Source organism: Methylobacterium sp. UNCCL125, from assembly GCF_900116795.1.
Classification (GTDB): Bacteria; Pseudomonadota; Alphaproteobacteria; order Rhizobiales; family Beijerinckiaceae; genus Methylobacterium; species Methylobacterium fujisawaense.
Genome location: NZ_FPBW01000022.1, coordinates 64974 through 78329, shown reverse-complemented (window position 1 = coordinate 78329; position 13356 = coordinate 64974). Strand labels below are relative to the sequence as shown.

At 71.1% G+C, this 13356-nt stretch carries 11 protein-coding genes and 1 pseudogene; 4 read left to right on the top strand and 8 right to left on the bottom strand.

Going from position 1 to position 13356, the window contains the following annotated elements:
- Positions 1-33 precede the first annotated feature (33 nt).
- The 4 genes from panC to bla all read right to left on the bottom strand — a co-directional run bounded on the left by panC (position 34) and on the right by bla (position 2822).
- Entirely contained in the window at positions 34-882 is an 849-nt protein-coding gene (gene panC / locus BM396_RS21830) for a pantoate--beta-alanine ligase (protein ID WP_043356904.1), read from the bottom strand.
- Positions 883-1022: 140 nt separating this feature from the next.
- Complete coding sequence (locus BM396_RS21825; protein ID WP_043356906.1) at positions 1023-1379, bottom strand: hypothetical protein; 357 nt, start codon at positions 1377-1379, stop codon at positions 1023-1025.
- Positions 1380-1446: 67 nt separating this feature from the next.
- Positions 1447-1932 carry a YbaK/EbsC family protein gene (locus BM396_RS21820; protein ID WP_043384045.1) on the bottom strand — a complete coding sequence of 162 codons (486 nt, stop codon included), beginning with the start codon at positions 1930-1932 and terminating at the stop codon, positions 1447-1449.
- Between the two features lie 11 nt (positions 1933-1943).
- The gene (gene bla, locus BM396_RS21815) at positions 1944-2822 is read right to left on the bottom strand and encodes a class A beta-lactamase (protein ID WP_043384043.1); all 879 of its coding nucleotides are present in this window, start codon (positions 2820-2822) and stop codon (positions 1944-1946) included.
- 123 nt (positions 2823-2945) lie between these two features.
- On the opposite strand from bla, the gene mnmE reads away from it, so the two are divergent.
- Positions 2946-4271, top strand: a complete 1326-nt coding sequence (mnmE, locus tag BM396_RS21810; RefSeq protein ID WP_043384040.1) for a tRNA uridine-5-carboxymethylaminomethyl(34) synthesis GTPase MnmE — start codon at positions 2946-2948, stop codon at positions 4269-4271.
- A 100-nt stretch (positions 4272-4371) separates the two neighbouring features.
- Here mnmE and BM396_RS21805 read toward each other — a convergent pair whose 3' ends face one another.
- Positions 4372-4851: a hypothetical protein gene (locus BM396_RS21805; RefSeq protein ID WP_043356918.1), complete on the bottom strand. Its 480-nt coding sequence runs from the start codon at positions 4849-4851 to the stop codon at positions 4372-4374.
- Positions 4852-4955: 104 nt separating this feature from the next.
- Positions 4956-6578, bottom strand: a pseudogene (locus BM396_RS21800) (ABC-F family ATP-binding cassette domain-containing protein).
- Positions 6579-6815: 237 nt separating this feature from the next.
- Here BM396_RS21800 and BM396_RS21795 point away from each other — a divergent pair.
- Positions 6816-7076 carry a hypothetical protein gene (locus BM396_RS21795; RefSeq protein WP_043384142.1) on the top strand — a complete coding sequence of 87 codons (261 nt, stop codon included), beginning with the start codon at positions 6816-6818 and terminating at the stop codon, positions 7074-7076.
- Between the two features lie 87 nt (positions 7077-7163).
- Here BM396_RS21795 and BM396_RS21790 read toward each other — a convergent pair whose 3' ends face one another.
- Complete coding sequence (locus BM396_RS21790) at positions 7164-8075, bottom strand: KPN_02809 family neutral zinc metallopeptidase (protein WP_043384038.1); 912 nt, start codon at positions 8073-8075, stop codon at positions 7164-7166.
- Between the two features lie 143 nt (positions 8076-8218).
- On the bottom strand, positions 8219-9109 hold the full coding sequence (locus tag BM396_RS21785) for a uracil-DNA glycosylase (RefSeq protein WP_081948691.1): 891 nt from the start codon (positions 9107-9109) through the stop codon (positions 8219-8221).
- 312 nt (positions 9110-9421) lie between these two features.
- Between BM396_RS21785 and BM396_RS21780 the strand changes: the two genes are divergently transcribed.
- Positions 9422-11095, top strand: coding sequence for an electron transfer flavoprotein-ubiquinone oxidoreductase (locus BM396_RS21780; protein WP_043353371.1), 1674 nt, complete (start codon positions 9422-9424; stop codon positions 11093-11095).
- Positions 11096-11249: 154 nt separating this feature from the next.
- Positions 11250-13118, top strand: coding sequence for a tetratricopeptide repeat protein (locus BM396_RS21775; protein WP_043384035.1), 1869 nt, complete (start codon positions 11250-11252; stop codon positions 13116-13118).
- The last annotated feature ends 238 nt before the right edge of the window (positions 13119-13356 follow it).

Sequence of the window (13356 nt, the reverse complement as noted above, 5' to 3'; positions counted from 1 at the left end):
GATCCCCGCGCCGCCGGCCCGGGGCCGGCCAGCCTACACGGCGCGGTTGTCGATCAGCCGGGTCCGGCCCAGAAAGGCGGCGGCGAGCACGCGGGCCGGGCCGTCGACCCGTTCCACCGGCGCCAGGGTCCGGGCGTCGCAGACCGCGAGATACTGGACCCGGAACCCCGCCGCCTCCAGCGCCGCCCGCCCGGCGGCGATCCGTCCGGCCACGGGGGTGCCGTTGCGGGAGGCCGCCGCGATCTCACCCAGGACCGCCTGAAGCTTCGGGGCGACGGCACGCTCCTCGGCCGAGAGGTAGCGGTTGCGCGACGACAGCGCGAGGCCGTCGGGCTCCCGCACGGTCGGCACGCCGTGGATCTCCACCGCGAGGTCGAGATCCGCCACGGCCTGCTGGATCACCCGAAGCTGCTGGAAATCCTTCTCGCCGAACAGGGCGACGTCCGGGCGGACTTGGTTGAGGAGCTTGGTCACCACCGTGGCGACGCCGGCGAAATGGCCGGGCCGGAACGGGCCGCACAGGCCCTCGGTCAGGCCTGCGACCTCGATCCGGGTGGCGAAGCCCGGCGGGTACATGGTCTCCACGCCGGGCGTCCAGGCGGCATCCGCGCCGGCCTGCGCGAGCAGGGCCAGATCGGTCTCCAGGTCGCGGGGATAGCGGGAGAAATCCTCGTTGGGGCCGAACTGGGTCGGATTGACGAAGATGCTCGCCACCGTCCGGCGGCCGATCCGCCGCGCCTCGGCCACGAGGGCGAGATGCCCTTCGTGCAGGGCCCCCATGGTCGGGATCAGGACGACGCGCTCACCCGCCGCGCGCCACGCGGCGACGCATCGGCGCAGGGCTGCGAGATCACGGAAGGGCTGAAGGGTCGGCTCGGGCACGGGACGGGCTCCGGGGGAGGGCAGGGCCGGTCTAGAGCATGATGCGGAGCGGTGGAATCCGGCACTCCGATCAGCCTGCGTGAACACGGGCCTGGATCTGCCGCGGCGACGCGGTCTCCGGAATGGCGCGTGTTTCGGCGTCAGGGGCAGTAGGGCAGGAGGGAGCGGCCGAAGGGATCGTCCACGCCGGGCGGCGGCGTGAAGCCGTAATAGCTCGGATGCCCCAGGCCGTACTCGGAGCCGACATAGCTCGGATCGTCCGGCGCGTTGGTGGGCACCGGCACCCGGCGGGGCGTGCAGCCCACCGGCACGGGACGGGACCGGACGGCGTAGACCGGGCGGCGATCGAGCCCGTCGTTGCGCGGGAAGAAGCGCGGGCTGGCCCCCACGCCCGTCTCGGCGGTTCCGCGGATGTCGAGATCCGCCCCGCGGGCCGATCCCGCGAGCAGCAGGACGAATCCGAGCGCCGTCATCGCCCTTCGTCCCGTCTTCCGCATGCCGTACCCGTCTCCGCCGGAAGGCGTCACCGTGGGGCGGCAGGGTAAACGGATGATTACCGCGCGCTCACGTGAGCGGTACGACGAGGGCCTTCAGGGCGCCGACGAGATCGCCTTCGGTCAGGCGGATCTGCAAGCCCCGACCGCCCCCGTTCACGTGGATCTCGGCCGCCGGGTCGGTCAGCGATCCGGCATCGATCACCGTCGGGACGGGCCGCTTCTGCCCCAGGGGACTGATGCCGCCGACATGGTAGCCGGTCAGCCGCTCGGCATCGGCGGGCTTGAGCATGGCCGCCGCCTTGCCCGAGAAGGCGGCGGCGACCCGCTTCATCGACACCTCCTTGTCGGAGGCCACGAGCAGGCAGATCGTCCGTCCGTCCACGGCCGCCATCAGGGTCTTCAGGATCCGTCCGGGCGCGACCCCGAGCGCCTCCGCGGCCTGCAGGCCGATGCGCGGGGCGTCCGGATCGTACGCATAGACGTGGAGGCTGTGGCGGATCCCGGCCTTGTCCAGGGCGAGCGTCGCGCGGGTGGTCTTGGCGGGGGTCTTCATGGGTCGTCCGGTCAGGCTGCCTGTGCTCGCGCGGCGATGAGCCGGCCGATTTCCGCGTAGGCCGCCTCGTAGGTCTCCGGGGACGCCGTCGAGCCGGTGACGTAGACCGCCACGACCACCGGTGCACGCCCCGGCGGCCGCAGGATCGCGATGTCGTTGACCGAGCCGTTGTCGCCGCTGCCTGTCTTGTCGCCCACGATCCAGTCGGGCGGCAGCCCAGCCCGCAGGCGCTTGCGCCCGGTCTCGCAGGCGATCATCCAGGCTTCCAGCCGGCCGCGCGACGCCGGCGACAGGACGGTGCCCAGGAGGATCCGGCCCAGGCTCGCCCGCATGGCGTCCGGCGTGGTCGTGTCGCGCGGGTCACCGGGGAGCGCCGTGTTGAGGGTGGGCTCCGTCCGGTCGAGGCGGGTGACGGGGTCACCGGTGCCGCGCAGCCATGCGGTCAGCGCCTCGGGGCCGCCGAGGCTCGCCAGGAGCAGATTGGCGGCGCTGTTGTCGCTCCACACGATCGCGGCCGCGCAGAGATCCGAGACGGTCATCTGCCCTGTCCCGGCACCGGCCTCCAGGGCCTTCCGGGTCACCGGCGCGTAGCTCAGGAGGTCGCCGGAACCGTAGGCGACGATCCGGTCGAGGGTCTCGCGGCCGGTATCGACCCGCGCCAGCACCGCCGCCACCGCCAGCACCTTGAAGGTGCTGCACATGGGAAAGCGCGCGTCCGCGCGATAGGCGGCGAGGACGCGGTCCGCCGTGGCGGCCGCGATGCCGAGGCGACCGTCGAGCCGACGCTCGAGGGTGCCCCAGTCCGGCTCCGCTTCGGCGGCCCGCAGGGGCAGGGTGAAGGGCGCGGCGAGCAGGCCGAGGCTGACGGTGCGGCGGGTCGTGACGAGCATGGCGCATCCGGGTTCGAGGGCGCGACACCGCAACCCGGCGCGGCACCGCGACGCCGGAATGGTATAGGGCACCCGCACCTGTTTCACGTGAAACTCTGCCCCTCCGCACGACCCTGCCGGATCATGACCCAAGCCGAGACCCTCTTCGCACCGGCCAGCGGCTTCGGCCGCGCGGCCGTCGCGGTGATCCGCATCAGCGGCCCGGCCGCGCGCGACGTGCTCGTCGCCCTTTGCGGGAGCCTGCCGCCACCCCGCCGGCTGTCCCTGCGAAGCCTGCGCGATCCGGCCGACGGCACCGAACTCGATCGGGCTCTGGTGGCCTGGTTTCCGGGGCCGGACACGTATAGCGGCGAGGACATGGCCGAGCTGCACCTCCATGGCGGTGCGGCGGTGCGGATGGGCGTTCTCGCCACGCTTGCCCGGTTTCCCGGGTGCCGCGCGGCCGAGCCGGGCGCCTTCACCCGTCGGGCGGTTCTCAACGGCCGGATGGATCTCGCCGCGGCCGAAGCCGTCGCCGATCTGATCGATGCCGAGACCGAGGGCCAGCGCCGGCAGGCCCTCCGTCAGCTCGACGGCGCCCTCAGCCGGCAAGTGGCCGCGTGGCGGGCGGAAGCGGTCGATTGCCTCGCCGCCGCGGAGGCGGCGCTGGATTTCGCCGACGAGGGCGACGTGGACGATGCCGGGCTCGACGCCGCCTTGTTCGGCCGCGCCGCGCGGCTTCGCGATGCGATCGCCGGGACCCTGCGCGACGGGCAGAGGGGCGAGCGCCTCCGCGAGGGCTTCACGGTGGTGCTGGCGGGGGCACCCAACAGCGGCAAGTCGACCCTGCTCAATGCCCTCAGCCGACGGGACGTGGCGATCGTCTCGGACCGTCCGGGAACGACCCGCGACGCCATCGAGGTGCGGCTCGACCTCGGCGGCCTGCCCGTCCTGCTGGTCGACACGGCCGGGCTCCGGGAGACCGCGGAGCCGATCGAGGCGGAGGGGATCGTGCGGACGCGGGCGCGGATCGACAGCGCCGATCTGGTGATCGCCCTGGTACCCCCCGACGGGGCGGTTCCGGATCTCGGGCCGACCCGCACGCCGATCCTGACGGTCCGCACGAAGGCCGATCTGTTTGCCGGCTCAGAAACGGAACGGGAGTCGGACGGTCCGACCGTTTCGGCCCGCACGGGCGCCGGCATGGCGCGGTTGCTGGATGCCATCCAGGCTGCGGCCGAATCCGGTCTCGGCACCGGCGATGCGCTGATCACCCGGGCCCGGCACAGGGCCGCCCTCGAAGCCTGCGTGGGCCATCTCGACCGCCTGCTCGAAGGCACGGGCGGATTGCCGGAGCTCGCCGCGGAGGATCTGCGTCTCGCCGTCCGGGCGCTGGGCGAGGTCGCGGGTCATGTCGGCGTCGAGGATGTGCTCGACCGCCTATTCAGCGGCTTCTGCATCGGAAAGTAGTTCGGTAGCCGGCAACTCAACGCGGCATTCGGCGCGTCTTTCGGGTTCCGACGCCGGTCGTGCCGCGCCGGGACGGAGCTGATCGGCGGATGCGGCGCGCCTACTGGGGGATCCGCAGGATCCGGGGCCGCCAGATCCCGAGCGCGACATTCGCGGTCGCGACCGCCAGCAGCACCCAGAGGGTCCCGCGTTCGCCGGGGAGCGACACGGCCAGCACGGCGGGATCGACGAGGCCGGCCAGCGCCCGGGCGCTCTGCTCCGCCTCCTGCTTCATCGGTCCCTGCACGTAGACCAGGCCGCCCTCGAACATCAGGACCCCGGTGGCGAGCTTGAGCCATGCCCAGCCGGCGTTCAGAAAGGCGCGGTTCAGGGCCATCGCCAGCAGGCCGGACATCAGCGTCACCGCCAGGGCGGGCAGGAAGATCCAGGTGGCCACGGCCCCCATCGCGCCCCGCATCGCCGCGTATCCCGCCAGCGCGGATGGCGCGGGCGCGAGGCTCAGCATGACCACCAGGGACGCCATCGCCCCCAGCAGCCCGGCGGATCCCATCGTGTGGAGGAACTTCAGCAGGCGTCGCACGGCATCTCACCCGGGGCCGTTTCGGCGCAGCCTAGCGTGGGGCCTCCCGGGGGGATAGCGGCGCGCCGGTCGCACCGCACCGGGACGGGATCCGTCCGCGCCCGTCAGCTCCGCAGGCCCGGCGCCTCCTGGCCGGTGCGGGCCACGTATTCGGTGTAGCCGCCGCCATACTGGTGGATGCCCTCCGGGGTCACCTCCAGCACCCGGTTCGAGAGTGCGGCCAGGAAGTGCCGGTCGTGGGAGACGAACAGCATCGTCCCCTCGTAGTTGGCCAGCGCCTCGATCAGCATCTCCTTGGTGCCCATGTCCAGGTGGTTGGTCGGCTCGTCGAGCACCAGGAAGTTCGGCGGATCGTAAAGCATCAGCGCCATGACCAGCCGGGCCTTCTCGCCTCCCGAGAGCACCCGGCAGCGCTTCTCGACATCGTCCCCCGAGAAGCCGAAGCAGCCGGCCAGCGCCCGCAGCGAGCCCTGTCCGGCCTGCGGGAAGGCCTCCTCCAGGGTCTGGAACACGGTGCGGTCGCCGTCGAGCAGGTCCATGGCGTGCTGGGCGAAGTAGCCGAGCTTGACGCTGCCGCCCACCGTGACCGAGCCGTCGTCGGGCGCGGTGGTGCCGGTCACGAGCTTCAGGAGCGTCGACTTGCCGGCGCCGTTGATGCCCATCACGCACCAGCGCTCGCGGCGGCGCACCGAGAAGTCGAGGCCCTCGTAGATCGTGCGGCTGCCGTAGCGCTTGTGCACGCCTTTGAGCATCACGACGTCGTCGCCCGAGCGCGGCGCCGGCTGGAATTCGAAGGCCACCGATTGCCGCCGCCGGGGCGGCTCCACGCGCTCGATCTTGTCGAGCTTCTTCACCCGGCTCTGCACCTGGGCGGCGTGGGAGGCCCGGGCCTTGAACCGCTCGATGAAGGCGATCTCCTTGGCCAGCATGGCCTGCTGGCGCTCGAACTGCGCCTACTGCTGCGCCTCGTTCAACTTCCGCTGGCCTTCGTAGAAGGCGAAGTCGCCCGAGAAGGTGGTGAGCGCGCCGCCGTCGATCTCGATGACCTTGGTGACGATGCGGTTCATGAACTCGCGGTCGTGCGAGGTCATCAGCAGGGCGCCGTCATAGGCCTTCAGGAAGGATTCGAGCCAGATCAGGCTCTCGAGGTCGAGGTGGTTGGACGGCTCGTCGAGGAGCATCACGTCCGGGCGCATCAGCAGGATGCGGGCCAGCGCCACGCGCATCTTCCAGCCGCCCGAGAGGGCGCCGACATCCCCGTCCATCATCTCCTGGCTGAAGCTGAGGCCGTCGAGCACCTCCCGCGCGCGGCCCTCCAGGGCGTAGCCGTCGAGCTCCTCGAACCGGGCCTGGACCTCGCCGTAGCGCTCGATCAGGGCGTCCATCTCGTCGGCCCGGTCCGGGTCGGCGAGGGCCGCGCCGAGCTCGGCGAGTTCGGCCGCCACCGCGCTCACCGGGCCGGCGCCGTCCATCACCTCGGTGACGACGCTGCGGCCGGACATCTCGCCGACATCCTGGCTGAAATAGCCGATCGTGATGCCGCGGTCGGCGGCGACCTGCCCCTCGTCGGGCTGCTCCTGGCCGATGATCATCCGGAACAGGGTGGTCTTGCCGGCCCCGTTCGGGCCGACCAGCCCGACCTTCTCGCCCCGCTGCAGGGCGGCCGAGGCCTCGATGAAGACGAGCTGCCGCCCGTTCTGCTTGGTGATCTTGTCCAGGCGAATCATGAAGTGCGGGCGCGGTGTCCGGGAATGGGGCTCCGGGGCGCTTACGGCATCGATCGAGACGGCGCAAAGACGGGCGCGGCCGCGGGGCCCTGCATGGCGCGCAACCGTGACCGTCATCCGATCGCCGGACGCCTTTTCTGCCCGATTCTGCGAGCTAAGTCGTTTCCCTGCCGCTCCAGCCGCCGCTCCGGCGTATGGTGCCGGGCTTGGCCGTGGCGGACGCCTTTGAGGACGATGATGTTTTGCGGTTGGTGGACGACGAGCCTCGACATGGCCATGCTCGGCCTGGAGGCTCAGGGCGTGATCGCCCAGCGGATGGCGATGTTCGCCCTCGGGGGGCCGGCCGCGCAGGTCGAGGCGCAGCTCATGGTGACCGAGAAGATGCTGGCCGCCGGCGAGGCGGCTCTGATGCTCGCCGCGGGGGCCTCGAACGGCAAGGTGATCCGCAGCTACCGGCGGAAGGTCCAGGCCAATGCCCGGCGCCTGAGCCGGGGGTGAGGCGGAGTGCGCGTCTCCCTCCCCCGCGAAGAGGGGAGGGAGGACGTATGTCAGGTCCGGACGAGGCTCTCCGCCCCGCCGCACACCTCAGTTGTTCGCCGTCCGGAACGTGTCGCAGGCCTTGGTCTGGCCGCTCTTGTAGCCGGCCTTGAACCAGCGCTGGCGCTGGGCCGAGGAGCCGTGAGTGAAGGAATCCGGCACCACGTAGCCCTTCGAGCGCTGCTGCAGGGCGTCGTCGCCGATCTGGGCGGCGGCGTTCAGGGCCTCGTCGATGTCGCCCTGCTCCAGCTCGGCGTACTTGTCGTTGGAGTTCTTGGCCCAGACGCCGGCGAGGCAGTCGGCCATCAGCTCGATCCGCACCGAGAGGGCGTTCGCCTCGGTCTTGCTGGACGCCTGCTGCTGGCGCGCCTGGACCTTGCCGAGGATGCCGAGCACGTCCTGGACGTGGTGGCCGACCTCGTGGGCGATGACGTAGGCGTAGGCGAAATCGCCCTTCACGCCGAACTTCGAGGCCATCTCCTTGAAGAAGCCCGTGTCGAGATAGACCTTCTTGTCGAGGGGGCAGTAGAACGGGCCCATCGCCGCCTGGGCCGAGCCGCAGCCCGAGCGGGTGCCGCCGGTATACAGCACCAGGGTCGTCGGCGTGTACTGCTTGCCGGTCTGCTGCGGCAGGATCTGGCTCCAGACGTCCTCGGTGTTGCCGAGGATCTTCGAGGCGAACCGGCCGCTCTCGTCCGTCGGCGCCTGCCGCCGCTTGGCCTGGGTCTGCGGATCGACCTGCTGCTCCTGCTGGCCGCGCCCGCCGCCGATCCGCTCGGCGCCGCCGATCAGGATCGCCGGGTTGATGCCGGTGAAATAGCTGATGATCAGAAGCACCACGATGGTGCCGATGCCGAGCCCGCCGGCGCCGCCGCCGGGAAAGCCCATGCCGCCGCCGCCGCCGCCCTCGCCCCGGCGATCCTCGACGTTGTCGGAGCTGCGTAGATCTTCCCAGCGCATGGTTGGGTCCCGCCATCAATGCTGCGCCGGCCGCCTCGGGCAGCCCACGGTTTGCTATGCGTCGCTATGTCCGGCCGACGGTGGACCAGCGGCGGGAACGAAGCTCTAATGGCGGGAGGGGAGACCCGGTTCCGCCCACGCGGTCAAGCTTTCCCGTCGAGAAGGGCGCGCAGGGATCGGAAATCCCGCCATGCGAGACGCTTCTGCACCGGCTGGCGCAGCAGGAAGGCCGGGTGGAGGGTGGCGAGCAGCTTCACCTCGCGGTTGGGCAGCTTGTAGGGGAACAGTCGGCCGCGGGTCCGCAGGATGCCATCCTTCGTGCCGGTCAGCGTCTGGGTCGCGGGCGCGCCGAGGCAGACGATGAGATCCGGGTCGACCAGCTCGATCTGGCGCTCCACGAAGGGCCGGCACACCGCAACCTCCTGGGGCGTCGGGTTGCGGTTGCCCGGCGGGCGCCAGGGCACGATGTTGGCGACGTAGGCGCTGGTCCGGTCGAGCCCGATCGCCTTCATCATCTTGTCGAGGAGCTGGCCCGAGCGGCCCATGAACGGCTTGCCGATCCGATCCTCGTCGGCGCCGGGCGCCTCGCCGAGAAACATCACCCGCGCCTCGGGATTGCCGTCGGCGAAGACGAGGTTCTTGGCGGTGAAGCGCAGCGGGCAGGCGTCGAAATCGGCGAGGATCCGCTCCAGCTCGTCCAGGGTCTTCGCCTGCCGTGCCCGGGCGCGGGCGTCGCTCGCGGCTTCGTCGGGCTGGGCGCTGGCGGCGCGGCCGAAGGTCCGCGACGGCGCGGCGGGTGGCGGCGAACCGGGGGGCGGCACGAGGCTGCCGGCGGTCGGGCCGACGGTCTGGCCGACGGGCGGGTCGGGGGCCCGGCGCGGTGCGCGCAGGGTCGGCGCCGGCGCATCCGCCTCGCTGAACCGGTCGTGCGGCCGCTCGTCCAGAACCGCGTCGGCACCGGCCTCCACGTGGAAGTCGAGATAGGCGATCAGATCGGCTTGCGCGTCGTTGGGGCTCGGCATGGAGAGGAGCATGTGGGAACGCCGCGGCCTGTGGACAACTCTCGAAACCCGCCGGCCGGGCAAGGTCTTGCGTGACGGAACAGCGCGATTCCGCGGGCCCCGCCCCACCCGCCGTCTGACCGGCATGCCGGGTTGCGGACGGGGTGGGATCGTCCGGCACCCGTCACATGTACCGCCCCGTGCGGCAAAGGGAACTTTGCCTTAAGCCGGATCTTCGGCAACTTGCCTTTCTAGCTTGGAATCGCTTGAGACGGCAGCAGGGATGCCGGCCCACCGCGGATCGGGGGCTGGAAGAAGACTGGAAGAAGAAAAGGAGAGGCGAGGATGGCGCTGCCCGAACGCGAGAGCATGGATTTCGACGTGGTCGTGGTGGGCGCCGGCCCGGCCGGCCTCGCCACCGCGATCCGCCTGAAGCAGCGCGCCGCCGAGATCGGCGAGGAGATCAGCGTCGTCGTCGTCGAGAAGGGCTCCGAGGTCGGCGCCCACATCCTTTCGGGCGCGGTGATCGACCCGATCGGCCTCGACCGGCTCCTGCCCGAATGGCGCCAGGACCCGGAGCGGCCGCTCAAGACGGAAGTTCAGCGCGACGAGTTCATGATGCTCACCAAGAACAGCGGCATCACCCTGCCGAACCTGTTCTTCCCCAAGCTCATGTCGAACCACGGCAATTTCGTCGGCTCGCTCTCGAACGTCTGCAAGTACCTGGGCGCGCAGGCCGAGGCGCTCGGCGTCGAGATCTATCCGGGCTTCCCGGCCTCCGAGGTGCTGTTCGACGACAAGGGCGCGGTGGCGGGCATCGCCACGGGCGATCTCGGGATCGGCAAGTCCGGCGCGCCGCGCGAGGACTACACCCGCGGCATGGAGCTGCGCGCCAAGTACACGGTGTTCGGCGAGGGCGCCCGGGGCAACCTGACCAAGGGCCTGATCCAGCGCTTCTCGCTCAACCGGCACAGCGACCACTTCAAGTACGGGCTCGGCGTGAAGGAGCTCTGGCAGCTCGCGCCGGGCAAGTTCGAGCCCGGGCTCGTGCGCCACACCATGGGCTGGCCGCTGCCCAACAAGGCCGGCGGCGGCTCCTGGCTCTACCATTTCGACGACAACCTGCTCTCGGTCGGCTTCGTCACGCACCTGAACTACGAGAACCCGACCCTGTCGCCGTTCGAGGAGTTCCAGCGCTTCAAGACCCACCCGCTGATCGCCGAGACCTTCGAGGGCGCCAAGCGCATCGGCTACGGCGCGCGCGCCATCATGGAGGGCGGCTGGCAATCGGTGCCGAAGCTGGTCTTCCCCGGCGGCTGCCTGGTCGGCTGCTCGGCGGGCTTCGTCAACGTGCCGCGGATCAAGGGCTCGCACAACGCGGTGCTCTCCGGGATGCAGGCGGCCGACGCCATCGCGGACGCCCTGAAGGCGGGCCGCGCCGGCGACGAACTCACCGCCTACGAGGCCGGCTGGCGCGACAGCCCGATCGGGCAGGACCTGAAAGCGGTGCGCAACGTCAAGCCGCTCTGGTCCAAGTACGGCACGCTGGTGGGCGTCGGCCTCGGCGGGATCGACATGTGGGCGACGAGCATCTTCGGCGCCTCGCCGTTCGGCACGCTCAAGCACGGCAAGCCCGACCACGCCTGCCTCAAGCCGCTCTCCGAGGTGACGCCGATCGTCTACCCGAAGCCCGACGGCAAGCTGACCTTCGACCGGCTCTCCTCGGTCTACCTGTCGAACACCAACCACGAGGAGGACCAGCCGCCGCACCTCAAGGTCCGCGACCTGGAGCTGCAGAAGCGCTCCGAGCACGACGTCTATGGCGGGCCGTCCGGCCGCTACTGCCCGGCGGGCGTCTACGAGTGGGTGGCGGATTCCGCCGCGAGCGACGGGGTGCGCTACCAGATCAACGCGCAGAACTGCGTCCACTGCAAGACCTGCGACATCAAGGATCCGAACCAGAACATCGACTGGGTGACCCCGGAGGGGCCCGGCGGGCCGAACTACCCGAACATGTGAGGCGCCCGGACCGGGCCGGGAGGACGCGGCGTCATCCTTTCGCCTTGCGGGGCTGGCGGGATGGGTTCAGTGTCCCCAGCGTTTTTTCGGGGATGCCCCGCCATTCTCGCGCCCGGCCCCTGACGGGCCGGCGCCCAGGAGCCGCGATCGGTTCATGATGATCACACGCGCCCGCCGGAGCGTCTCGGCGCTCGCCCTTCTGCTCGCCGCCGGGCTGCCGCAGACCGTGCTGGCCGCGCAGCCGAGGGAATCGACCCCGGTGCTCGACTACGAGCCCGCGGATTCGCTGGAGGGCAACTTCCTCTCCGCCTACATCGCGGGCGCGTCCCGGGACACGGCGGCGGCGGCGACCTTCTACCGCGAGGCGGTCAAGGCCGATCCGCGCAACGCCGAGCTGGTCGAGCGCGCCTTCATCTCGCTGCTCGCCGACGGCGCCCTGCCGGACGCGTTCCGCACCGCCGAGAAGCTCATCGCCCGCGATCCCACCAACGGGCTCGCCAACCTCTCGCTGGGGGTGCGCCAGATCAAGGCGGGCCAATGGGCCGCCGCCCGCCAGAACTTCTCGCGCAGCGGCCGCGGGGCGGCCACCGACCTGACCGCGACGCTGCTCACCGCCTGGTCGTATGCCGGCGCGGGTGACGGCAAGAAGGCGCTGGAGACGGTCAACAAGCTCCGGGGCGAGCGCTACTACAACACCTTCCGCGACTACCATGCCGGCCTGATCGCCTCGGTGACCGGCGACAACGCCGAGGCCGAGCGGCGCCTCAAGGCCGCCTACGAGGCCGACCGCAACACCCTGCGCATCGTCGACGCCTATGCCCGGATGGAGGCGAGCCTCGGCCGCACCGATCTGGCGATCCAGGCCTATTCCGACTTCGACCAGCTCTCGCCCCGCCACCCGCTGGTGCGCGACGCCCTCGACAAGCTCAAGGAGGGCAAGCCGCTCACGCGGCTGATCGGCACCGCCCAGGAGGGCGCAGCCGAGGTGCTGTACGGGCTGGGCTCCGCGGGCTCGACGCAGGGCGACGAACTGCCCGCCGTGATCTACCTGCGGCTGGCGCTCTACCTCGCCCCCGACCACGCCCTCGCCCGGCTGACGCTGGCCGACACGCTGGACCGGATGAAGCAGCCCGAGCGGGCCAACGAGGCCTACGCGCAGATCCCGGCCGCCTCCCCGCTCAAGCTCAACGCCGACATCCAGATCGGCCTGAATCTGGAGCAGATGGGCAAGGGCGACGAGGCCCTGGCCCATCTCGACGCGGCGATGAAGGCCCACCCGGACGACATCGACGTCATCACGGCGCTGGGCAACGTGCAGCGCGCCCGCAAGAAGTACGAGGAGGCGGCCGCCACCTACACCCGGGCCATCGGCCTGATCGGCGACCGGCCGCAGGCCAATTACTGGACGACCTACTATTTCCGCGGCACCGCCTACGAGCGCGCCAAGCAGTGGCCGAAGGCCGAGGCCGACCTGAAGAAGGCCCTGTCCCTGGTGCCGGCCAACCAGCCGGCCGCCAAGGCGCAGGTGATGAACTATCTCGGCTATTCCTGGGTCGATCAGAACGTCAACATCGACGAGGCGTTCAAGCTGCTGCAGCAGGCCGCCGATGCGAGCCCCCGGGACGGGATGATCGTCGACAGCCTCGGCTGGGCCTATTACCGCCTCGGCCGTTGGGACGATGCGGTGCGCGAGCTGGAGAAGGCGGTCGAGCTGAAGCCCGGCGATCCGACCATCAACGACCACCTGGGCGACGCCTACTGGCGTTCGGGCCGGCGCCTCGAGGGCAAGTTCCAGTGGCAGCACGCCAAGGATCTGAACCCCGAGCCGGACGACCTCACGCAGATCAACGCGAAGCTGAAGGACGGGCTGCCCGACATCGAGAAGCCGACCGCCACCGCCGAGACCGTGCCGGCCCCGGTCGCCGCCCCGCACAACGCCGAGAACCCGGAATTGCCGAAGGGCGCCCCCCAGCCGCACGAGGCGCCGGGCGCCGCCGACAAGGCCAAGAAGTCGGGGGGCTAGCGCCCCTCTCCCGATCCGGCGCCCTGGCGGTCCGCACCTCGTTCGTCACGGCGGTGCGGCGGCCGGCGCCGCCCGCAGCCGACGCTCGGGCGCGCCGTCCCGAAGATCCGCAAGGCGGCTTCGGGCCGCAAGGGCAAGATCTTCGGCCTCCGGGCATGAGCCTGCGCCCGTTCAGGCTCCCGGCGCCTGCGTAAGATCGCCGGTATTCTGCACCCGACATCCCGTCGCGCCGTCCTGC

Bases quoted from the DNA above. Each gene is read 5' to 3' on its own strand.
- BM396_RS21825 (WP_043356906.1), bottom strand. From the start codon at position 1,379: ATGCGGAAGACGGGACGAAGGGCGATGACGGCGCTCGGATTCGTCCTG.
- BM396_RS21820 (WP_043384045.1), bottom strand. From the start codon at position 1,932: ATGAAGACCCCCGCCAAGACCACCCGCGCGACGCTCGCCCTGGACAAG.
- bla (WP_043384043.1), bottom strand. From the start codon at position 2,822: ATGCTCGTCACGACCCGCCGCACCGTCAGCCTCGGCCTGCTCGCCGCG.
- mnmE (WP_043384040.1), top strand. From the start codon at position 2,946: ATGACCCAAGCCGAGACCCTCTTCGCACCGGCCAGCGGCTTCGGCCGC.
- BM396_RS21795 (WP_043384142.1), top strand. From the start codon at position 6,816: ATGTTTTGCGGTTGGTGGACGACGAGCCTCGACATGGCCATGCTCGGC.
- BM396_RS21790 (WP_043384038.1), bottom strand. From the start codon at position 8,075: ATGCGCTGGGAAGATCTACGCAGCTCCGACAACGTCGAGGATCGCCGG.
- BM396_RS21785 (WP_081948691.1), bottom strand. From the start codon at position 9,109: ATGCTCCTCTCCATGCCGAGCCCCAACGACGCGCAAGCCGATCTGATC.
- BM396_RS21780 (WP_043353371.1), top strand. From the start codon at position 9,422: ATGGCGCTGCCCGAACGCGAGAGCATGGATTTCGACGTGGTCGTGGTG.
- BM396_RS21775 (WP_043384035.1), top strand. From the start codon at position 11,250: ATGATGATCACACGCGCCCGCCGGAGCGTCTCGGCGCTCGCCCTTCTG.